This is a genomic window from Rummeliibacillus sp. TYF-LIM-RU47 (assembly GCF_008638315.1).
Classification (GTDB): Bacteria; Bacillota; Bacilli; order Bacillales_A; family Planococcaceae; genus Rummeliibacillus; species Rummeliibacillus stabekisii.
Window position 1 is genome coordinate 1286888 of the sequence record NZ_VVIR01000001.1, and the last position, 22220, is coordinate 1309107.

Annotated in this window: 26 protein-coding genes; 24 read left to right on the plus strand and 2 right to left on the minus strand. The window is 38.4% G+C overall.

Annotation, left to right across the window (positions count from 1 at the left end; translation table 11 throughout):
- The first annotated feature begins 12 nt into the window (after window positions 1-12).
- Both gcvPA and gcvPB read left to right on the plus strand, forming a co-directional pair.
- Window positions 13-1362, plus strand: a complete 1350-nt coding sequence (gcvPA, locus tag F0527_RS06480; protein ID WP_066786615.1) for an aminomethyl-transferring glycine dehydrogenase subunit GcvPA — start codon at window positions 13-15, stop codon at window positions 1360-1362.
- Window positions 1355-2833: an aminomethyl-transferring glycine dehydrogenase subunit GcvPB gene (gcvPB, locus tag F0527_RS06485; protein ID WP_150284198.1), complete on the plus strand. Its 1479-nt coding sequence runs from the start codon at window positions 1355-1357 to the stop codon at window positions 2831-2833. Before gcvPA ends, gcvPB begins: the two co-directional genes overlap by 8 nt.
- 373 nt (window positions 2834-3206) lie before the next feature.
- On the opposite strand, the gene F0527_RS06490 is transcribed toward gcvPB, so the two are convergent.
- Window positions 3207-3587 carry a rhodanese-like domain-containing protein gene (locus tag F0527_RS06490; RefSeq protein ID WP_066786621.1) on the minus strand — a complete coding sequence of 127 codons (381 nt, stop codon included), beginning with the start codon at window positions 3585-3587 and terminating at the stop codon, window positions 3207-3209.
- 104 nt (window positions 3588-3691) lie between these two features.
- On the opposite strand from F0527_RS06490, the gene F0527_RS06495 reads away from it, so the two are divergent.
- Together F0527_RS06495 and F0527_RS06500 are read left to right on the plus strand one after the other, a co-directional pair.
- On the plus strand, window positions 3692-4525 hold the full coding sequence (locus tag F0527_RS06495; RefSeq protein ID WP_066786624.1) for a lipoate--protein ligase family protein: 834 nt from the start codon (window positions 3692-3694) through the stop codon (window positions 4523-4525).
- A 30-nt stretch (window positions 4526-4555) separates the two neighbouring features.
- A complete protein-coding gene (locus F0527_RS06500) occupies window positions 4556-4915 on the plus strand; it encodes a hypothetical protein (RefSeq protein WP_150284199.1) in 360 nt (119 codons plus the stop codon).
- 19 nt (window positions 4916-4934) lie between these two features.
- Here the strand turns inward: F0527_RS06500 and F0527_RS06505 are convergent, their stop codons facing one another.
- A complete protein-coding gene (locus F0527_RS06505; RefSeq protein ID WP_150284920.1) occupies window positions 4935-5825 on the minus strand; it encodes a DUF1385 domain-containing protein in 891 nt (296 codons plus the stop codon).
- Between the two features lie 183 nt (window positions 5826-6008).
- On the opposite strand from F0527_RS06505, the gene F0527_RS06510 reads away from it, so the two are divergent.
- The 20 genes from F0527_RS06510 to F0527_RS06600 all read left to right on the plus strand — a co-directional run bounded on the left by F0527_RS06510 (window position 6009) and on the right by F0527_RS06600 (window position 22150).
- The gene (locus F0527_RS06510) at window positions 6009-6446 is read left to right on the plus strand and encodes a hypothetical protein (RefSeq protein ID WP_150284200.1); all 438 of its coding nucleotides are present in this window, start codon (window positions 6009-6011) and stop codon (window positions 6444-6446) included.
- 44 nt (window positions 6447-6490) lie between these two features.
- The gene (aroQ, locus tag F0527_RS06515) at window positions 6491-6919 is read left to right on the plus strand and encodes a type II 3-dehydroquinate dehydratase (RefSeq protein WP_066786631.1); all 429 of its coding nucleotides are present in this window, start codon (window positions 6491-6493) and stop codon (window positions 6917-6919) included.
- A gap of 14 nt (window positions 6920-6933) precedes the next feature.
- Window positions 6934-7995: a M24 family metallopeptidase gene (locus F0527_RS06520; RefSeq protein WP_150284201.1), complete on the plus strand. Its 1062-nt coding sequence runs from the start codon at window positions 6934-6936 to the stop codon at window positions 7993-7995.
- A 24-nt stretch (window positions 7996-8019) separates the two neighbouring features.
- Window positions 8020-8577, plus strand: coding sequence for an elongation factor P (gene efp, locus F0527_RS06525; protein WP_066786635.1), 558 nt, complete (start codon window positions 8020-8022; stop codon window positions 8575-8577).
- 1111 nt (window positions 8578-9688) lie between these two features.
- Window positions 9689-9919 (plus strand): SpoIIIAC/SpoIIIAD family protein, encoded by a 231-nt coding sequence (locus F0527_RS06530; RefSeq protein ID WP_066786641.1) that lies wholly within the window; start codon window positions 9689-9691, stop codon window positions 9917-9919.
- A complete protein-coding gene (locus F0527_RS06535) occupies window positions 9919-10293 on the plus strand; it encodes a hypothetical protein (protein WP_066786645.1) in 375 nt (124 codons plus the stop codon). Before F0527_RS06530 ends, F0527_RS06535 begins: the two co-directional genes overlap by 1 nt.
- A gap of 20 nt (window positions 10294-10313) precedes the next feature.
- Window positions 10314-11219: a stage III sporulation protein AE gene (locus F0527_RS06540; protein WP_066786649.1), complete on the plus strand. Its 906-nt coding sequence runs from the start codon at window positions 10314-10316 to the stop codon at window positions 11217-11219.
- Window positions 11219-11362: a hypothetical protein gene (locus tag F0527_RS17010; protein ID WP_158512567.1), complete on the plus strand. Its 144-nt coding sequence runs from the start codon at window positions 11219-11221 to the stop codon at window positions 11360-11362. Before F0527_RS06540 ends, F0527_RS17010 begins: the two co-directional genes overlap by 1 nt.
- A gap of 257 nt (window positions 11363-11619) precedes the next feature.
- Entirely contained in the window at window positions 11620-11874 is a 255-nt protein-coding gene (locus F0527_RS06545) for a hypothetical protein (protein ID WP_147193618.1), read from the plus strand.
- Entirely contained in the window at window positions 11871-12416 is a 546-nt protein-coding gene (locus tag F0527_RS06550; RefSeq protein WP_066786653.1) for a SpoIIIAH-like family protein, read from the plus strand. The genes F0527_RS06545 and F0527_RS06550 overlap by 4 nt, the downstream gene beginning before the upstream one ends.
- Window positions 12417-12671: 255 nt before the next feature.
- The gene (accB, locus tag F0527_RS06555) at window positions 12672-13172 is read left to right on the plus strand and encodes an acetyl-CoA carboxylase biotin carboxyl carrier protein (RefSeq protein ID WP_147193617.1); all 501 of its coding nucleotides are present in this window, start codon (window positions 12672-12674) and stop codon (window positions 13170-13172) included.
- A 15-nt stretch (window positions 13173-13187) separates the two neighbouring features.
- Window positions 13188-14546, plus strand: coding sequence for an acetyl-CoA carboxylase biotin carboxylase subunit (accC, locus tag F0527_RS06560; RefSeq protein WP_066786659.1), 1359 nt, complete (start codon window positions 13188-13190; stop codon window positions 14544-14546).
- A 20-nt stretch (window positions 14547-14566) separates the two neighbouring features.
- Window positions 14567-14968: an Asp23/Gls24 family envelope stress response protein gene (locus F0527_RS06565; RefSeq protein WP_066786662.1), complete on the plus strand. Its 402-nt coding sequence runs from the start codon at window positions 14567-14569 to the stop codon at window positions 14966-14968.
- A gap of 260 nt (window positions 14969-15228) precedes the next feature.
- Window positions 15229-15603 carry a transcription antitermination factor NusB gene (gene nusB, locus F0527_RS06570; protein ID WP_150284202.1) on the plus strand — a complete coding sequence of 125 codons (375 nt, stop codon included), beginning with the start codon at window positions 15229-15231 and terminating at the stop codon, window positions 15601-15603.
- Between the two features lie 24 nt (window positions 15604-15627).
- Complete coding sequence (gene folD / locus F0527_RS06575) at window positions 15628-16497, plus strand: bifunctional methylenetetrahydrofolate dehydrogenase/methenyltetrahydrofolate cyclohydrolase FolD (RefSeq protein WP_150284203.1); 870 nt, start codon at window positions 15628-15630, stop codon at window positions 16495-16497.
- A gap of 129 nt (window positions 16498-16626) precedes the next feature.
- Entirely contained in the window at window positions 16627-17976 is a 1350-nt protein-coding gene (xseA, locus tag F0527_RS06580; protein ID WP_150284204.1) for an exodeoxyribonuclease VII large subunit, read from the plus strand.
- Window positions 17977-17978: 2 nt separating this feature from the next.
- Entirely contained in the window at window positions 17979-18221 is a 243-nt protein-coding gene (locus F0527_RS06585; RefSeq protein ID WP_066786674.1) for an exodeoxyribonuclease VII small subunit, read from the plus strand.
- Window positions 18218-19102: a polyprenyl synthetase family protein gene (locus F0527_RS06590; protein ID WP_147193611.1), complete on the plus strand. Its 885-nt coding sequence runs from the start codon at window positions 18218-18220 to the stop codon at window positions 19100-19102. Before F0527_RS06585 ends, F0527_RS06590 begins: the two co-directional genes overlap by 4 nt.
- Before the next feature lie 319 nt (window positions 19103-19421).
- Entirely contained in the window at window positions 19422-21332 is a 1911-nt protein-coding gene (gene dxs / locus F0527_RS06595) for a 1-deoxy-D-xylulose-5-phosphate synthase (RefSeq protein WP_150284205.1), read from the plus strand.
- Window positions 21329-22150, plus strand: a complete 822-nt coding sequence (locus F0527_RS06600; protein ID WP_150284206.1) for a TlyA family RNA methyltransferase — start codon at window positions 21329-21331, stop codon at window positions 22148-22150. The genes dxs and F0527_RS06600 overlap by 4 nt, the downstream gene beginning before the upstream one ends.
- The last annotated feature ends 70 nt before the right edge of the window (window positions 22151-22220 follow it).

Sequence of the window (22220 nt, forward strand, 5' to 3'; positions counted from 1 at the left end):
GGCTTATGAGATATGTTACATCGGTATCTACCTATGACAGAGCAAGATCAACGAGAAATGCTTGATACGATTGGTGTTTCAACAGTTGACGAGCTGTTTGCAGACATTCCAGAAAAAGTCCGTTTTAAAGGTGAATACAATATTAAACCTGCTAAAGCTGAAACGGCACTATTGAAAGAATTAGCTGGCCTTGCAAGACAAAATGCGAATCATGATGAATATGCAACCTTCCTAGGTGCAGGCGTCTATGACCATTATAAGCCAGTTATTGTTGACCATGTTATTTCCCGTTCAGAGTTTTATACAGCCTATACACCATACCAACCTGAAATTTCACAAGGGGAATTGCAAGCTATCTTCGAGTTCCAAACAATGATAGCAGAATTAACAGGTATGGATTTGGCTAACTCGTCTATGTATGATGGTGGAACAGCAATGGCAGAAGCAGGTATGCTTGCATGTGCGCATACACGCCGTAAAAAACTATTAATCTCTGAAGCCGTTCACCCTATTACAATAGATGTAGTAAAAACATATGCATACGGTCAGTCTATTGAAGTGGTGACTGTACCGCTTAAAGACGGTAAAACAGATATGGATGCATTGAACAACTTAGTAGATGGAGATACAGCAGCCATCATGGTGCAATATCCAAACTTCTTTGGCCAAATCGAGGATCTAGCGACGATGTCAGAGGCAATCCATGCGGTTAAAGGACTTTCTGTTGTAAGTAGTAATCCATTAGCGCTAGGCATATTGACGCCTCCAGGAAAACTGGGTGCAGACGTTGTGGTTGGTGATGCACAACCGTTTGGTATACCGGAAAGTTTTGGCGGACCACACTGTGGCTACTTTGCAACAACAACAAAGCTGATGCGAAAAGTACCGGGAAGACTAGTAGGAGAAACGATCGATGAAGATGGTATCCGTGGTTACGTTCTAACTCTACAAGCGCGTGAACAACATATTCGTCGCGAAAAGGCAACTTCAAATATCTGTTCTAACCAAGCGTTGAATGCGTTAGCAGCTTCTGTTGCCATGACTGCTCTAGGAAAAAAAGGTGTTCAAGAAATGGCGAAGCACAATATCTTGAAGACACATTATGCTAAAGAAGCATTTGAAAAAGCAGGTTTTGAATTACCTTTCAAAGGGCCGCATTTCAATGAAATCGTTGTTAAAGTGGAAGGTTCTGTTGATGAATTAAACGATCACCTGTTTGCAAAAGGAATGATCGGTGGCTTTGACCTTGGCAAGGTTTCAGAAGCACTTGCTAATCATGTATTAATCGCAGTCACTGAACAACGGACAAAAGAAGAAATAGATACACTTGTCCAAGAAATGGGGGCATTACAACATGCATAAGGAAAACCAACCGCTTGTATTTGAATTGTCGAAAGAGGGTCGTGTAGGTTACAGCCTGCCTGAGTTGGATGTACCTGATATGGATCTTTCAAGTTTATTGCCAGAAAACTTGATTAGGAAAGAAGAAGCTGAGCTCCCTGAGCTATCGGAATTAGATATTATGCGACATTATACGGCACTTTCACGCAGAAACCATGGTGTTGATTCTGGATTCTATCCACTTGGTTCATGTACGATGAAATATAATCCAAAAATCAATGAAACTGTTGCACGTTTCCCAGGCTTTGCACATATTCACCCACTGCAAGCCGAAAAAACAGTGCAGGGTGCACTTGAACTTATGTATGATCTACAACAACATTTAGTTGAAATCACAGGCATGGATGAAGTGACATTACAGCCTGCAGCTGGTGCACACGGAGAATGGACAGCGCTTATGATGATTCGCGCATTCCATGAAGCAAACGGGGAACATGAACGTACAAAAGTAATCGTTCCTGATTCAGCGCACGGTACGAATCCTGCTTCTGTATCTGTAGCTGGTTTTGATACAGTGACTGTTCGTTCTGACGAAAATGGTTTAGTCGATTTAGAACATTTACGTGAAGTAGTAGGGAAAGATACGGCTGCTTTAATGTTGACCAATCCAAATACACTTGGTTTGTTTGAAGAAGATATTCTAGATATTGCTGAGATTATCCATGGTGTTGGCGGCAAGTTATACTATGATGGTGCGAATTTGAACGCCATTATGTCAAAAGTTCGCCCGGGAGATATGGGATTTGACTGTGTTCACTTGAATCTGCATAAAACATTTACAGGACCTCATGGTGGCGGCGGACCTGGCTCTGGCCCGGTTGGCGTTAAGAAAGAATTAATGCCTTACTTGCCAAAACCTGTATTAATCAAAACAGAGGAAGGCTATACATTTGATTATAACCGTCCAAAATCAATCGGTCGTGTAAAGCCATATTACGGTAACTTCGGTATCAACGTACGAGCTTATACCTATATTCGTACTATGGGCCCTGATGGCTTGAAAGCGGTGACTGAAAATGCGGTAATCAATGCCAATTACATGATGCGCAGATTAGAATCTTATTATGAATTGCCGTTCAATCGCCACTGCAAGCATGAATTTGTTCTAAGTGGCAGCCGTCAGAAAAAATTGGGTGTCCGTACGTTGGATATTGCCAAAAGGCTGTTAGACTTTGGCTACCATCCACCAACAACATACTTCCCATTAAATGTGGAAGAAGCGTTAATGATTGAACCAACTGAAACAGAATCAAAAGAAACGTTAGATGCATTCTGTGATGCCATGATTCAAATAGCGAAAGAAGCGGAAGAAACACCTGAAGTCGTTCAAGAAGCTCCGCATACAACTGTTATTAGCCGTCTAGACGAAACACGTGCGGCTCGTCACCCAGTATTGAAATATGTGAAAAAGACAGATTTAGTAGAAGTATAATAAGAAAGTGCATTGGGATATTTTTAGCAAGGCCTAATCTTATATAGATAGACTAATTAAAGGGTTCTACATATTAGACATGACTAATATGTAGAACCCTTTCTACTTTTAACTTCGTAAGCTGAATTAGATTAATGCACTTATTTTTTAGGGGTATCAGGGACTTTGTTCTCAATGCTTATCTTGCTGCATTAAAAGAGCGTATAAAGAAGATTCTCTTCTTTATACGCTCTTATCGGTATCAATGTGAGCAATATCCAAATTCGTTACCAAAGAATGAGTCAGATGCAACCCCTTCTTGCTAGCATAATAGCTAGTAGATCAGACTCTCACACTAGAATAAAATACCATATGCAACTTGTATAATTGTTGGTTATTTAACTTTAATTTTGCCGTTCCACTTTTTATAACCGCCTTCTAATTGATAGAGTTGGTCATAGCCCTTTTTCTTTAAAAATAATGCGGCTCTTGAACTGCGAGTACCACTTTGACAATAAAGATAAACAGGCTGGTCGGTTCTTAATTCGCGATAACGATTGCGTAGTTGAGTAGATGGCAGGTTACGTGCGCCTAAAATATGACCGCCCTCGAACTCTTTCAATTCGCGCACATCAATTAATTGCGCTTTGCGATAACCTTTTTTGAATTCTTCTTCATTTAAAGAAGTGACTGCTTTTTTTAAGCGAAGTGCATTGATTAGTGTATAAATAACAATTACACCTACAATAATTAGTATAGTATATAACCAGCTCACAAAATCTTACCCCTTTCTATCTATCATACATATTATAAAAGAAGAACTAGCGATAGTCCAATGGGTTTGTTAAAATAAATAGTTGTGAAGAAGGGATGGTATACATGAAAACGAAGTGGTATTTTATTAATTCGGGACCTTGCAGTCCTGCTTATAACATGGCGATGGATGAAGCGCTTCTGCATTGGCATAGTGAAGGGTTGATTCCTCCAGTCATCCGTTTTTATGAGTGGAACCCTGCGACACTTTCCATTGGGTATTTTCAACGTGCAAAGCAGGATATCGATTTTGAGCAAATACATAAACTAGATTTAGGCTTTGTCAGACGCCCCACCGGGGGACGAGCTGTCTTGCATGAACATGAGCTCACTTATAGTGTAATCGTGACAGAGGATTACCCAGAGATGCCAAAGACTGTAACCGAAGCCTATCGAGTTATTAGTGAAGGGTTATTGAAAGGATTCCAAAACCTTGGGTTGGAAGCTTATTTTTCAATTCCTGATACAGAAGAGAAGCGAGACTTGCTGAAAAAGCCAAAAAGTGCAGTTTGTTTTGATGCACCAAGCTGGTATGAGCTTGTAGTAGAAGGCAAAAAAGTTGCTGGCAGTGCTCAAACAAGACAAGAAGGTGTAATATTGCAGCATGGCGCCATCTTAATTGATTTGGATGAAGAGAAATTAATTTCACTCTTCAACTTTTCTTCAGACAGAGACAGAGAACGCATGCAAAAGCATTTGCCTCAAAAAGCAGTGGCAATCAATCAATTGGCAAACCGTACAGTTGATGTAGAAGATTGCATCGAAGCTTTCTATAAAGGGTTTCAAGAGGCGCTTGATATTGAGTTGGTCCCTTATGAATTGACAGAAGAACAGCAATCCTTTGTCGAAAATCTGGCGAAAACACGTTATGAATCGGATGAATGGAATTTTAGAAAATAATAAAAAGAAAGCAATGCTAGAGGTGAAAAGATGAATAACAAACTCGCCGGCTTGATGTTCCCGGCCTTTACAATCCTTACGTTATCAGTATTGTCGTTTTTAGGATTGTTCGGTGAAGGGGATGTCAATAAATCGTTCTTTATCTTTGGACTATATTTAATCTTCCCATTTGCTTTCCTAGTTCAAGGAATAGCGTGTGCAATCAACCACATCAATCCTTTTATAGCATTGCTTATTTCGTACATTTCTTTTGGGGTTATCATGCTATCTTTTTTTCATTATTTCGCATGGGGCCTTTCAATGTACTATTTGATAGCATGGTTAATCGGTTACTTCGGTATTTGGATGGTTCGAAAAAGAAAAGAAACAAAAAATGCAAAGGCTCAATAGCCTTTGCATTTTTTATTTATTAGACAGCTTTATCAGCTGCTGGTATATTTGCAGGATCTTTCTCAATGTCTAACAGTTTGTTAAAAGAAGCAATCGCTACTTCTACTTGATCATCATGCGGTTCTTTTGTTGTCAACAATTGCAGCCAAAGGCCAGGATAGCCTAGGAAGCGTAAGATAGGAATGTCCCTACAGGCATTGGTTGCTTGCAGTACCTCAAAAGCAACACCTAGAACAACTGGGATTAATAGGATGCGGTCTAGGATACGCAGCCAAAATGGATCTGTTGGCACTAAAAAATAGATTAACATTCCAACAAGTACGGTAAACAACATAAAGCTACTGCCACATCGATAATGAAGCCGAGACTGTGCTTGCACATTTTCTACAGTTAGCGGCTGGCCGTTTTCAAAACAATTGATTACCTTGTGCTCAGAGCCATGATATTGAAACACACGCTTAACCATAGGTGTCAGTGAGACTAGGTAGATATAGCTGACTAATAGTACTAATTTAAATCCACTTTCCAATAAAATTTGAGCTGTTTTTCCTGGCAGCCAAGAATGGAATAATTGGGCTAAAAAGACAGGGATCAGCGTAAAAATAAATTTGCCAAAAATAAATGATAGGATACCGATTGCAGCTACACCCAGCCACATCTCGAGTTTTGATTTTGATTCTTTCTCTTCTTTTATTTCTTCACCTGGATTGACATTAAAGCGTTCACTGGCGAACTGTAAATGCTCTGATCCATTCGCGGCCGACTCAATTAAGGCGATAATACCTCTTAATAAGGGAATTTTTTTAAGTTTTTGAAGTGTAGGATTGTATTTTCGCTCGACATAATAATAGTCGATAGACCCATCATTGCGGCGAATAGCTGATACGGTATGCTTTTTGCTGCCCATCATGACACCTTCCACTAAAGCTTGTCCACCGTATACAGGGAGATTTTGTTGACCTTTCACATACGACACCGCGCTTTCTCACAGGATAAAAACTGTTTTTATTGTACTAAAAAAATCAACATTGCACTAGAGAAAGCATATTATATTTATTTTTTGTCTATCCTCAGGGGGAAGGAGGGTTTTTAGATGAGAATTAACGTTTACCTGTGGACTGTTTTATTCAGTTCGCTTACATTTATATTTAGTTTAAAGATATTAGATTGGTTTTCCTTTATGAAACTTTCGCCGATAGGTTGGGCAAAAAAGTGGCATATTTTTAGTGATTCCCATGGTCTTGTCAAATGGTTTATTCTCTGGATATTTGTTGTAATTATTGCTGCTGTCTTATTTGCGATCGCTGAATTATTGAAAAAAGTACGCATGGATATTGTAGCTATTTTCCTTGCGATTGTGATTGTATGGCTCATTGAATGGTCTGTTCAACATACCTTCTACATTCGTCACTTTTCAATCCCGCTTGCTGTTGTTATTGGTCTTCATTTGCTTTGGATATTTGAAACAGCCACATATCATGCGAAAATGAGAAATTTAGAATCTCGAAATAAACTGCCCCAATCTGTCTAGGATTATGCTAAAATAAGGCTATCAGTGCAGGAGGAGGGCTAACGATGAATTATTTATGCTTGAATGGTCCTAATCTTAATCGACTCGGCAAGAGAGAGCCAGCTGTTTATGGGCATACAACATTAAGAGACCTTGAGTCCCAATTAAAAGTCCTAGCAGCTGAGTTCAATGCTTCAATTGATTGCAAGCAATCAAACGTTGAGGGCCAGTTGATTGATTGGATTTATGAAGCTGAAGATACAGGTGTAGATGGCATTATCTTCAATCCCGGCGCTTACACCCACACGAGCATCGCACTAAGAGATGCAATTGCTGGTGTTTCGGTGCCTGTTATTGAGGTTCATATTTCAAATGTACATAAAAGAGAAGAATTCAGGCATCATTCTTACTTAGCGCCTGTATGTGTAGGGCAAATTACAGGGCTTGGCACATTTGGATATAGCGCAGCTCTTCGAATGTTTTTAGAGGGATAAAAAGGGGGATTATAATGGAAAGAGTAGAGAGATTAGTGAAAGCGTTAAATTCGCAAAATTTAGATGGTTTGCTTATTACCAATAATTATAATTTACGTTATATGACAGGTTTTACAGGGACTTCAGGTGTAGCGGTAGTATCACAAAAAGAGGCAGTGTTTATCACTGACTTCCGTTACACAGAACAAGCATCTAAACAAATTACAGGCTATCGCATTGTTGAACACAAGGGGACAATCATTGAAGAAATTGCTGCAGTCGTGAAAGAACTAGGCATTAAATCGCTTGGTTTTGAGAAAGATGTAGTTAGCTATAGCATGTACGAAACGTATTCTAAGGTTATTCCAGCTGACTTAGTCGGCGTTACAGATTTGATCGAAAAAATTCGTCTCGTTAAGACAGAAGATGAATTAAAGATAATCAAAGCAGCTTGCCAAATTGCAGATGAAACGTTTGAACATATCATTCAATTTATCAAACCAGGCAAAACAGAGCTTGAAGTTTCAAATGAGCTTGAATTCTATATGCGTAAACTTGGTGCAACTTCTTCTTCATTTGATACGATTGTCGCTTCAGGAGTACGTTCTGCATTGCCACATGGCGTTGCAACTGATAAAATAATTGAAAAAGGTGATTTCGTCACTTTAGACTATGGCGCTTTATATAATGGTTATATTTCTGACATGACACGCACAGTCGCTGTGGGCGAACCTTCTGAACAGTTAAAGGAAATCTACCAAATTGTTTTGGAAGCAGAGCTTCTCGGACTTGAAAAATTCAAACCAGGTATGACAGGTAAGGAAGCGGATGCAATATGCCGCGATTATATTAAGGAACATGGCTATGGTGATGCTTTTGGCCATTCTACAGGTCATGGAATTGGTTTAGAGGTACATGAGGGTCCTGGATTATCGTTTAGATCCAATGTCACATTAGAGCCTGGCATGGTTGTCACATGTGAACCGGGTATCTATTTGCCAGGAGTTGGTGGCGTGCGTATAGAAGATGATACGCTAATTACTGAAACTGGCAATGAAAAATTGACACATGCACCAAAAGAATTAATCATCTTATAATTTATTATTGGAGGATATACAGAAATGATTTCAGTAAATGATTTTAAAACAGGGTTAACGATCTTAGTAGACGGGAACCTATTCCGTGTTATCGAATTCCAACACGTAAAACCAGGTAAGGGTGCAGCTTTTGTACGTTCTAAATTACGTAACTTACGTAATGGCAACGTGGCAGAAAAAACATTCCGTGCAGGCGAAAAAGTGGAAAAAGCACAAATCGATACACGCAAAATGCAATATCTATACGCATCAGGCGACGCTTATGCATTCATGGATATGGAATCATATGAGCAAATCGAATTGACTGCAAGCCAATTAGAAGAAGAATTAAAATACCTTCTAGAAAACATGGAAGTTCATATCATGATGTATGAAGGAGAAGTGCTAGGCGTTGAACTACCTAACACAGTTGAACTAGAAGTATCTGCAACGGATCCTGGAATTAAAGGTGATACTGCAACAGGCGGATCAAAACCAGCAACAATGGAAACAGGCCTAGTTGTAAACGTACCATTCTTTGTAAACGAAGGTGACAAACTAATCATCAATACATCTGATGGTTCTTATGTTTCTCGTGCTTAATCTATAAATTAAAGCTATGCATAACTGCATGGCTTTTTTTTATGAGAATTTTACTATTCCTTATCAACTATTCAACTTGTTGAGCAAGTTACACCAGGAGATGTTCGTGTTGCTTCAGCTAAATTAACGGGTACTTTTAAATTTAGTAAATTCTTCCCATGATGCTACGCTACCTTTAAAAAAGGAGATGAGGAAAAGTTGAGTTTGAAAAGAACCACTCAAATGGTTAGCGATAGGAACTGAACAAAACGAGGGAAAAAAGCAATGATATGAGGTTATTTTGTGCAATAGAAGTTATAAATGACTTACTTGATTTCGAAAAAGAATAATAAAAAGACCACATAAGTGGTCATTAAATATTCAAAACTTTAAAAATACACTTCATAGAAAAAAGTAGAGACGATTAAAACGATAGCTACTAATACTACAATTTTCGTTCGATCATTCCAAATTGGTAGACCATTTCTTTTGTTTTCAATCATCTCTTTAATAAACGATACCAAAAAAATTATCGAGAAAATTAAACCGATTAACATTAAAGATGAAAAGAATAGAAGAAAAAGTGTAAAAACAAGCAAAGTCAACCCTCATTTTTAGATGTAATTATACACTGTGTTCTTTTTAAATATTATTAATTCCGTATCAATATAACATACTACCTAGCATATTGCTGGGATTTTTTGATGATTATAATGTCTTTATGTACTAGAAGAAGTAAGCCCACTATTTTAACCGTTATTCTAATTCAAGGCATGCGAAGTTGTTCAGCTGCTAATTGCCTAAGCTGCTAAAACTTTCAAAAGTAATTGCTAAAACACAAACTGCCAATAAGAATGGAATTTGAAAGAACGGTTACGAGATTCAGAGAAGGAAGTTCTTATTTTTACTCGAATAATGTCAATTAACATATTAACAATTTACTTACTAAAAGAAAGTCTACTGTTATCATAAATTTATTTAATTTAAAAGTTCTCGACTGTCAGGAAATTCAAACATATATAATGAAAATTTAAATACAAATCCTTCGTGCACTTATCTTAAGTGCTTTTTTTGTGCGATCTATCAAGATTTCTTCATAATTTCCCTGCATAAATTCTTTTCCCTCTCATAAATTGTAAAGAGAGGAGGGGCGACTTCGGAACTTCAAGATTTGCTTAGAATAGCTGGTATTGGACTGGTCCTGGGACTTTTACACATCTTTTTTGAACAAACAGGTAAAAAAGAATTCTCTTTCTTTCTTAATTTTATTGCCTATTTATATATCACAATCGAGTTGCTTCGATTTTTGCGTCTCTTTTTTGATGAGATTATTACCTTCTTCCAATGGCTGATGACGTCATAATGGAATTCTTATTCTATGTTTTAATGACGTTCCTCTTCCTTATTGGCATAAGAATAGTAATACCGACAATGCATCAATTCTTTGCAGTTGTCTTATTTTTTATTCTATTAAGTTTTTTGATGATGCGAGTTGTATTACCTTTTTGGCAAAAATTAAAGACCTTTTTTTTATTTGATTTGCCATATATGCCGCTTATATTAGGTAGTTCCTTGCTTTACCTATGTTCACTTATTGTATCGCACATATTAGATGAAAACGATTATGAAAGCATTGCCTTTATAAGTCATCTTGCTATAAAAATCTGGATTGTCACGCTTTGGCTCGATGAATTAGCATCATTTTTAAAACAATGGGAAAAGTTAGTAGCACCGTAGGGGGTGTAATAATCGAACAAGTGGCTGCGTTTTTAATCGAACCATTTAAAGAGCAATTCTTCGCACTACGTTCATTTTTTCTTTACGCTATCCTGTTTTTATGTATTAATTGGCTGCTTCCAACAATGAAAGAGTGGACAAGGTTTTTTTTCTTAATAGTAGTGATAATGGTAACTATTCGACCTGTTTTTAAGGCTTTTACACAAATGCAACATATAACAGAACAGCTAATGGATGTTTATCTTGTTCTGTCGCCACTCTTAACATCCTCTTTGCTTCTTGGCTCAGGAATATTTTCAGTGCTTTCCATTAGTCCTGTTTTCCTTATTTTCTTACAGACTATTTTAGTGGTCGTTACAAAATATTTAATCCCTATGTTAATCGCCACATTTGTTTTCGATTTTATTACGCGAATGCTTCCTGAGCTCTCTTTTGCCAAAATGTCAGATTTTTTGCGAATGTCCGTTTTGAGCGTAGTATCCGTATCTGTCCTAATTTATACCATGTTACTTGCTACAAATGGAGTTTTGGTTGGTACATTTTCAGGAGAAATAGCTGAGCCGGTTAAAAGGCTCTTGCAACAAAATATCCCTATCATCGGTTCCCTTGTCACAGAATCTCTCAATACATTTAAAAAATACTCGTCGACAGCTTTAATTACTACGAGTACTGGTTTACTTGTAAGCGTTTGGAGTGTAACGATTCTTCCGACACTCAATATTTTAATACTCGGTTTTTGTTATCGTTTTTTAGCTGCTGTTCTAGAACCGTTCACAGACAGTAAGGTGAATGGATTAATTGAAGATGTCAGCAAAACACTTTTCATTCTATGTGCTGTGTCATTCCTTATTGCATTTGCCTATTTCTTCACGATTATGATGGTCGTGCTTATGGTTCAGATGCAGATGGGGAAAGGGGGGGCATAGTGGCGAGTTTTTTATTTAATTTGCTAGTGTATTGCCTCATCGGAAAAATCCTGCTTCTTATTCTTCCTAAAGATGTGGAAGAGGAGGCCACGCTATTATTAAAAATGGTGCTTGCTTTATATAGTATTCAATACTTTTTGTAACACTTTTGCATATTGCGGAAACAAGATTCATAGATTGTGTTAGTCGTTAATGTTTTGAAGGAGGAGATGTCCTTGGAAAAGCAGCAAATTTTAAAAAACCGTTTCTTGCCGCAGGAATTTTAGTCGCAATACTTCTGGTAAGCGGAATATTCTCGCTTACGAATCAGACCAACAAAGATCCATCGAATGCTGGCAGCGAACAAACAGGGACCCAGGATCTCACTTCTATTCTTAGTTCCATTGAAGGTGTTGGTAAGGTGATGATTTATTTTTACTATGGCCAGACAAACGACCAGCCTAAAAAGGAAGAGTCATCCCTTGGACAATATTTTAACTGGCAGCAAACAAATGGAGAGAGTAAACAGAAAGTAACCGGCGTGTTAGTCGTAGCTGAAGGAGCTGATTCTTTAACAGTAAAAAATGATCTTGTAGCAGTCTTATCTAGTGTACTTGAAATACCAACTCATCGTATTGTCGTACGTTCAATGGAAAAAAAGGAGGATACCCCATGAGAGTAAAAAAGAAAGCAGTATGGTTTTTAACATTATTAAGTTTGGCAGCAGTCATTTCGGTCTATTATTTATCTAATCCAGTAACGCCATTTAACGGACTTGCTATTTTCAGTGATAATTCATTGAAAGATACAAAGATTAGCGAACTTGCAAGTAAGACAAGCAAAACAACTCCTGTTACTACAGAAAGCCACTTATTTGAAGAGATGCGAATGGAGCTGCAAAACGAGCGCAGTCAACTGAAAGAAACACTAACTCAAAAAGTTGCTTCTTCTCAATACAGTGCAGATGAAAAGAACAAATATTTCGATGAGATTGATGCGATTACAAAAAATGAATCAAATGAAGCGATGCTTGAAATGTTGATTCGGACATTGGGATACTCAGATGCATTTGTTCGGGCTGAAGACGATCAAATCCGTGTAACAGTACAGGCAAATGAATTATCAAAAGAAAAAGCGAATGAGATTGTGTATATGGTGAAAAAAGAGTTTAATGAAGGAAAAGTAGTAGTAGATTTCCAATCCGAAACAATTAACTAAATAAAACGTCTTCTAAAGATGGAGAAACAACCTGGTTGTTTTTCCGTCTTTTTTTGTGTGTGATTTATTCTTAAAGATGGATGAATGCAGATTGTAAATACAGCTCTAATAAGTGTTTAGAATTATCTTCAAGGAAAAGGAGGAATTATGCCCAAAATGTTGAAGATATCTATATTCCCAAATAACTGTTTAAAAATATTACCAAACACGATAAAATAAAACTTGTACTATATCACAATATAAGGGGAGTAACATATGTTGAAAATTCAAGAAATACGCGAGATTATTAAATTAGTAGATGCTTCTTCAATTGAAGAATTCGTGTATGAGGCTGACGAAGTAAAAGTCAAACTCAAAAAAAATAGCGGGATTGTTATCTCAAATCATACTCCCGAAGCACCAAAACCAATTGAAACAGTGCAAGCTGCACCAGCTGTTGAAGCGCCTGTAGCTAAAGCAGCTCCAGCTGTAGAAAAACAAGAAGCGAAAACAGTTGAAACAGCTTCAACTGAATCATTGCATAAAATAGTTTCACCTATGGTCGGAACATTCTATCAAGCGCCAAGCCCAGATGCAAAACCTTTTGTCCAAGTAGGAGACAAAATTGGAGAAGAATCCATTGTTTGTATCGTAGAAGCGATGAAGTTATTCAATGAAATTGAAGCAGAAGTTAAAGGTGAAATCGTCGAAATCCTAGTGACTGACGGTGAATTAGTGGAATATGGCCAGCCTTTATTCCTAGTAAAAGAAAACTAAGGGAGGCTATGCTCTATGTTGAAAAAAGTATTAATTGCAAATCGCGGAGAAATCGCAGTTCGCATTATCCGTGCATGCAAAGAATTAGGTATTGCCTCTGTAGCAGTATACTCAGAAGCAGATAGTGAAGCGCTGCATGTACAGTTGGCGGATGAAGCTTATTGCATCGGCTCTAAGTTTTCAAGCGATAGTTATTTAAAGATTGACCGTATCTTAACAGTAGCAGAGAAATCAGGCTGCGATGGTATCCACCCGGGCTACGGTTTTCTTGCTGAAAATGCGAGTTTTGCCGAAGCATGTGAAGATGCAGGTATTACGTTTATCGGCCCAACATCACAGGCTATAAATATTATGGGAATTAAAGATATTGCTAAAGATACTATGATTGCTGCAGGCGTGCCGACAGTACCAGGTTCTAAAGGACTTGTTGCTGATGAACATGAAGCAGTAGCTGTAGCACAAGAAATTGGCTATCCTGTCATTATTAAAGCAACTGCCGGCGGTGGAGGTAAAGGTATCCGTGTGGCACGCGATGAAGAATCTTTGATTAAAGGCGTTCAAATCACTCAAAAAGAAGCACAAGCTGCTTTCGGTAATCCAGGCGTCTATTTAGAAAAGTTCATTGAAGATTTCCGCCACTGTGAAATCCAAGTGCTTGCAGATGAATATGGTCATACGATTCATCTAGGTGAGCGTGATTGCACGGTGCAACGTCGAATGCAAAAGCTTGTTGAAGAAGCGCCTTCACCTGCATTATCTGAAGAAAGACGCACTGAAATGGGTGAAGCAGCTGTAAAAGCAGCGAAGGCTTGTGGTTATCGCGGTGCAGGTACAGTTGAATTTATCTATGACTATAAGGCAGATCGATTCTACTTTATGGAGATGAATACGCGCATCCAGGTTGAACATCCTGTTACTGAGGAAATTACTGGAGTTGACCTTGTACGTGAGCAATTAAAAATTGCCTCTGGCGAAAAACTAACATACCAACAAGAAGATATTGTGGTAAACGGTTGGTCAATTGAGTGCCGTATTAATGCAGAAAACCCATCTAAAAACTTCATGCCTTCTCCAGGCAGAGTGGAAAATTACCTAGCGCCAGGTGGTATTGGCGTACGTATTGATTCTGCTATGTATCCAGGCTATGCGATCCCACCATACTATGATTCAATGGTAGCAAAATTGATTGTTCATGCCGATACTCGTGAAGAAGCGATCGAAAAGATGAAGCGTGCACTTGGGGAGTTCATTGTGGAGGGTCCTGGAATTCATACAACTATTCCTTTCCACGAAAAATTAATGGATCATGAAGTATTCAAATCAGGTAAATTCAATACGAAATTCCTTGAAGAAAATGATGTCATGAATTCATAAGAAAGAAAGGGGCAAGCTAAATGGCTGACGAAATTGTACATTCAGTACCGCAAGAAACACCCGCTGACAAGACGTCTCTTGGCCGTATTGAGGTAGCACCTGAAGTCATTGAAGTGATTGCGGGTATTGCGACTACTGAAGTGGATGGTATTTCAAAAACAAGAGGCAACTTTGCGACAGGTGTTGTAGAGAAGTTCGGCAAAAAAGTGCATGGCAAAGGCATTAAGACTGAATGGACAGAAGAAGGCTTAGTCGTCGATGTTTATTGCTTTGTCCAATATGGTGTATCAGTAGCTAAAGTTGCAAAACAAGTGCAAACACATATTCGCGAAGCCATCGTAAATATGACCTCTCACCAAACAAAAGAAGTGAATGTACATATTACAGGGATCCTATTTGATCAAAGTGATATGAAAAACTAAATAAAAGTCATAATAGAAGCTTCTGGTGGAGGAGAACTCACACCATTCTTGGAAGGGTTCTTAAAGGTATCTTTATGCTTTTAAGAGCCCTTTTTTTTACAGTATTTTAGCCCCATTGTCGAATTTTTCAAAACATGCAAGAATCCATGCTTCTATAGGTGTTTTGTGATAAAATAAATCTATTGTAAATAAATGAAACACTTCACATAATGACAATTATTAAAATGGTCAGATGTAGTAGTAAAAGGAGCACATTTTAGATGAAGCGACGAGAAGCGCGGGAAAAAGCATTACAAACCCTTTTCCAATTAGAAAATACAGAGCTGACAGTACAAGAAGCAATGGAGCATATCATGGGTGAAGAGACAGATACGTTCTATGAAAAAATAGTGATTGGTACAACTGAGCATTTGCAGGAGATTGATGCAGCACTTGCTGAAAAACTTGAAAATTGGACTTTTGATCGTGTAGCAAAAATTGAACGCACTATCTTGCGTTTAGCAGCATATGAGCTGTTATTTACACCTGAAACACCAAAAAGTGTTGTTTTAAATGAAGCAATTGAATTAAGTAAGACATTTGGCGATGAACAATCCAGCAAATTTGTGAATGGAGTTCTTTCTAAATTTGCTTAAAATCCTTAAATAGAGGTGGAAAGAATGTCAGGCAAATTGATCAATGGTAAAGAAATTGGTGGAAAGATTCGAGAAACGATTCAACAGGAAGTGAACGACTTAAAGAGTGAAGGCATTACCCCTGGCTTAGCAGTGATTTTGGTCGGCGATGACTCTGCATCGCATACATATGTGGCTAATAAGCAAAAAGCTTGTTCAGAGCTAGGAATTTATTCGCGTTTAATCCAATTTGAAGCCGAAATATCAGAAGATACTCTGTTATCTCAAATCGAACAATTGAATACTGATTCGGCGATTGATGGCATCTTAGTGCAATTGCCGTTGCCTAAACATATCAATGAACAAAAAATCATCGATGCTATATCTCCATATAAAGATGTTGACGGTTTCCATCCAATTAATGTAGGTAAAATGCTGATTGGCGAACCTTCATTCCAACCATGCACCCCTTCTGGAATTATGAAACTGCTGGAATACTCAAATGTTGATGTAGCAGGCAAGCATGCTGTCGTTGTGGGCCGAAGCAATATTGTTGGCATACCGATGGGGCAGCTTCTACTAAAAAAAGATGCAACAGTTACGTATTGCCACTCTAAAACACAGGATTTAAGTGCTATTACAAAGCAAGCTGATATATTGGTTGTAGCGACTGGCCGTGCCAAGTTAATCGGCAAAGAAGGTGTTAAAGATGGGGCAGTGGTGATTGATGTAGGTATGAATAGAGATATTCATGGCAAACTTTGTGGGGATGTTGACTTCGATGCAGTTTTTGAGAAAGTTTCAGCTATTACCCCTGTACCTGGTGGAGTCGGACCTATGACGATTACAATGCTTCTTTACAATACATTGCAATCTGCCAAAAAGAAGTCAAGTAGACAACCTTTAGTCAAATAATATGAAGACATGGGCTGTTTTTCTAGCGAAAGACAGCCCATTTCACTGATAAGTACAACTATCTTTGTAAAATGGGAAATAGGAATAAACGCTGGTATCTTTACCAGTGTATAGATAAGGAGTTTTCGTATTTTGGCAATGCCTTATTTATCAGTGCAAGCACTTACAAAATATATCAAGAAAAAGTTTGATGCAGATCCCCATTTGCGGAATGTTTACGTTAAAGGTGAACTCTCCAATGTTAAGCATCATATTGGGTCTGGCCATATTTACTTCACCTTAAAAGATGAAAAGTCGCAAGTGAAAGCGGTTATGTTTGCTATGCGCGCTAAAAAATTGAAGTTCAAGCCGGAAAATGGCATGAAAGTTTTAATTAAAGGGGATGTAACGGTTTACGAAGGTGGCGGGCAATATCAATTATATGCTGAAGAAATGGAACCGGATGGTATAGGTAGTCTTTACTTAGCATTTGAGCAATTAAAAGAGAAGTTGCAGCAAGAGGGGCTATTTTCTGATAGCCATAAAAAACAAATTCCAGCCTTTCCACAAAGAATAGCAGTTGTGACAGCTCCGACTGGTGCTGCTATCCGTGATATTTGCACGACGATTAAACAACACTATAAGTTAGTGGATATTGTTATTTTTCCTGCACTTGTTCAGGGGGAAAATGCTGCTAAAAGCATTGCAAAAGCAATTGAACAGGCAAATAATACACCGAATATCGATACATTAATTGTTGGTCGTGGCGGAGGTTCCATAGAGGATTTATGGGCTTTCAATGAAGAGATTGTTGCAAGAGCTATCTTTAATAGTAAGTTGCCAATCATTAGTGGTGTAGGTCATGAGACAGATACGACCATTGCTGATTTTGTAGCAGATGCGAGAGCTGCAACACCGACGGCAGCCGCAAAACTTGCTGTCCCAAGCAGCCAAGAACTTTTGAAATATCTGCTCACCAAAAAAGCTCAACTAATTCAATTGACTCAATCTAAAATTAGAAGCGAACGGAGCCGGTTAGACCGTTTACAAAAATCCTATCCACTCAGCCTGCCTGACAGGCTCTATCGACCGTTTACCGAACAGCTCATGCGCTTAGATGAAAGGCTTCAACAGGGGACAGTACGTTATGTGAAAGACCAAAAACAGCTTATTCAGCGATTGGATCAAGCCTTGGCAATGCGCACGCCGGTAACACAAATCAAGCAAGAAAAGCAAAATATAATCAATTTAGAAAGTGCTTTGCAAAAAGCAATTGTAGGGCAAATCAATCAAAAAAAAGAAGAGTTTCGTTCTGCAATCAGAACATTGGAAGCGTTAAATCCACTTTCTATCATGACAAGAGGATACAGTATTGCATACCAGAATGGTACTGTTGTTAAATCAGTTGATGACCTTCAAACACAAGATCAAATTGAAGTACACTTGCATGACGGCAAAGCTTTAGCATCCATTGTATCTGTTACGAAGAAAGGAGACTAAAAATGGCTAATGAAAAACAAACCTTCCAAACTTCAATCAATGAATTAGAAGAGATTGTACAAGTATTAGAAACAGGTGAAGTACCGTTGGAAGATGCAATTGAAATGTATAAAAAAGGAATGAAACTATCAAAGTTTTGTCATGATCAATTGACAAAGGCAGAAGAACAGCTTGTCTCTATTATGGATGACAGCGGCAAAGAAAAGCCGTTCGAGCCTACAGGAGAAGAGGGAAATAAACAATGACGCTACAACTCCAATCATTCATGAAAAGTAATATTCCACTCGTCGAAAAACATATGGACGATCTTGTGAAAATTATTACAGCACCGGAAATACTGAAGGAATCAATGCTTTATTCGCTGAACGCAGGGGGTAAAAGAGTCCGTCCTTTATTTGTGCTAGCTGTTATGGATCATTTCAATGTAAAAGATGATGCAGCTTACACTGTCGGTGCTGTCATTGAAATGATTCATACCTACTCTTTAATCCATGATGATTTGCCAAGTATGGATAATGATGATTATCGACGCGGCAAATTAACAAATCATAAAGTTTTCGGTGAAGCCTTTGCCACACTTGCTGGTGATGCGTTAAATACACTAGCTTTTGGCATACTAGCTAGAATGCAACATGTGGATGCTGAGAAACGTTTAGAACTCATCAACCTATTAAGTATTGCAGCTGGCGCAGAAGGTATGGTCGGCGGTCAAATTCTAGATATTCAGGGTGAAGAAAAGCAGCTGACGTTAGAAGAACTAGAAAAAGTCCATATTAATAAAACAGGTGCTATCCTTCGCTTTAGCATTGAAGCTGGTGCTATACTTGCTAATGCAACAGCAGATGAAAGAAGCATATTGGCGGAATATGCCCATCACATTGGATTATGCTTCCAAATACAAGATGATATTTTAGACGTAGTAGGTACCACAGAGCAGCTTGGTAAGACAGCAGGCAAAGATGTAGCAAGCGACAAAAGCACATACCCTGCATTATTAACACTTGATGGGGCAAACAAGAAATTGCAACAACATTTCCGTTTAGCAATCGAAGCGTTAGATAAATTGCCTTCTGATAGTATTTTACTTAAAGAATTTGCTGAATATATTGTTCATCGTAACAAGTAACAGCTCAAAATATTTTGTGCAATTGTTTACTATGGTTTTATTGAGCAATTTTCCATGTATGTTTGGGGAATTCTCTTAAAGCTGTTTATAACAGTGAAGATAGGCAGAACGAAGCTGTCTCAAATGATGAGACTAAGTTGAACCAATCGAGTTCTTACTCTATACTGGGTTAGGTCTATTAATGATCATATAGAATGATCCTTAAATTCATGTGGGAAGAAAAAAGACACCCAATGTGTGAAGTTTTACTTTATCACTGTTATAATGGTGTAAAACAACAATGTGCGATGAATCTATAATGAAAAGGTGTGTGATGGCGATGGATTTAACACAGATATCTAGTCCATCCTTTCTAAAAGAATGTACAACAAAACAACTACAGGACCTTAGTGAAGATATACGTAAGTTTCTAATTGAAAAGTGCGCTCATACGGGAGGGCATATTGGCCCAAATCTTGGGGTTGTTGAATTAACGATAGCTTTGCATCGTGCTTTTAATAGCCCAGAAGATAAATTACTTTTCGATGTCGGCCATCAAGCGTATGTCCATAAAATTTTGACTGGACGTGCTTGTGAATTTGATTCACTTAGACAATATAAGGGATTGTGTGGTTTCCCAAAACGCAGTGAAAGCGAACATGATGTGTGGGAAACAGGGCACAGTTCTACATCCCTTTCAGCAGCAATGGGAATGGCAGCAGCCCGCGATGTCAAAGGTGAACATAACTATATTGTTCCAATTATTGGTGACGGTGCTTTAACAGGCGGTATGGCGTTAGAAGCTTTGAACCATATCGGACATGAACAAAAAAATATGATTGTGATTCTAAATGATAATGAGATGTCTATTGCGCCTAACGTAGGTGCACTGCATAATGTTTTAGGCCGCCTTCGCACGGCGAGTCAATATAATAAAGCAAAAGATGAATTAGAGGGACTTTTAAAGAAAATCCCTGCTGTTGGCGGTAAGTTAGCTTCAACAGCTGAGCGTGTGAAAGATAGTTTGAAATACTTGCTTGTGTCAGGCATTTTCTTTGAAGAATTAGGCTTTACCTATCTTGGACCAATTGATGGTCATAGCTTTGAAAGTCTTGAAGACACATTACAAAATGCTAAAAAAACGCAAGGGCCTGTCCTTATTCACGTTGTAACAAAAAAAGGGAAAGGCTATACGCCTGCTGAAAACGATACTGTTGGTACTTGGCATGGCACTGGACCATATAAAATTGAAACAGGAGATTTTATTAAATCTTCAACAACAGCTCCTGCATGGTCAAAATTGGTTGCTGATACAGTCACACGCATTGCACGTAAGGATCCTCGTGTTGTAACCATCACTCCTGCAATGCCAGTGGGTTCCAAATTAGAGGGATTTGCAAAAGAGTTCCCAAATAGGTTCTTTGATGTTGGGATTGCAGAACAACATGCTACTACGATGGCAGCTGGGATGGCAGCGGAAGGTACGAAACCATTTCTTGCGATTTACTCTACATTCTTACAACGTGCATACGACCAAGTTTTACATGATATTTGCAGACAAAAGTTAAATGTATTTATTGGTATCGACCGCGCAGGCTTGGTGGGAGCAGATGGCGAAACACACCAAGGTGTATTTGATATCGCCTTTTTACGTCACATGCCGAACATGGTGATTATGATGCCTAAAGATGAAAATGAAGGGCAGCATATGGTAAAAACGGCACTTGATTACGATGCAGGTCCAATTGCACTCCGTTATCCAAGAGGTAATGGCTTAGGAGTACCGTTGGATGAAGAATTGCAACCGATTGACATTGGTACTTGGGAAGTATTACAGGATGGTGCTGATGTAGCAATTCTTACATTCGGGACCACTATTCCAATGGCAAAAGCTGCAGCTGATCTCTTAGCTACTAAAGGTATCAAAACGGAAATTATTAATGCTCGTTTCATTAAGCCTATGGATGAAGATATGCTTCATCGTTTATTTGAAAGCAAAAAGCCTATTCTTACGATAGAAGAAGCTATGCTTGAAGGTGGTTTTGGGAGCGCCGTGTTAGAGTTTGCAAACGACCATGGTTATGATACGGATTTAGTTGACCGCATTGGCATTCCTGATGTATTTGTTGAACACGGGAATGTGGACTTATTGCTACGTGATTTGCATATGACGGAAGAAGACGCTGTAGAAAGCGTGCTTCATCTTATCAATAAAAAATCTAAGAAGCAAGCGGGTTTAGAAACACAATGACAACGAAAATACCGAAAGAACGAGTAGATGTATTGCTTGTACAACGGGGCCTCTGCGAAACACGTGAAAAAGCCAAACGCTTGATCATGGCAGGCCAAGTTTTTTCTAAAGAAGTGCGTGTAGACAAAGCTGGCGAAAAAATTCCAGTTGATGCTGATCTTCAAATTAAAGGCCAACAATTGCCGTATGTGAGTCGCGGTGGTCTCAAATTAGAAAAGGCTTTAAAAATATTTGAAGTAGATGTTTCAGGAAAGCTTATGTTGGACATCGGATCTTCTACAGGCGGCTTTACTGATTGTGCTCTGCAAAATGGTGCAAAACACTGTTATGCACTAGATGTAGGCTCAAACCAGCTCGCTTGGAAAATACGATCAGATGAACGTGTAACGGTAATGGAAAAAACCAATTTCCGTTATGTCACACCAGTTAACTTCGATTCTGGTTTACCAGACTTTGCAACAATCGACGTTTCATTTATCTCTCTTGAATTAATTTTACCTGTTTTGAAAACATTGTTATTACCAAAGGGCGATGTAATTGCGCTAGTAAAACCGCAATTTGAAGCAGGGAAAGATAAAGTTGGGAAAAAAGGAATTGTACGAGAGGCTAAGACACATCTTGAAGTATTAGAAAAAGTGGCTAACTTTGCTGAAAATACTGGCTTCGTAGTTAAAGATGCATCCTACTCACCAATTACAGGTGGAGAGGGAAATATTGAATTTTTATTCCATCTATACAATCCTCAGAATGGTGAGGAAGTCCATTCATTTACTGATTTCAACAAGTTAGTAAATGAAGCACATCAACAATTGAAATAACACGGCCACGACTCACGGCCGTGTTTTTTCTTGTATAACAATAGGAAAAATGTTACCTTATTTAAGATAA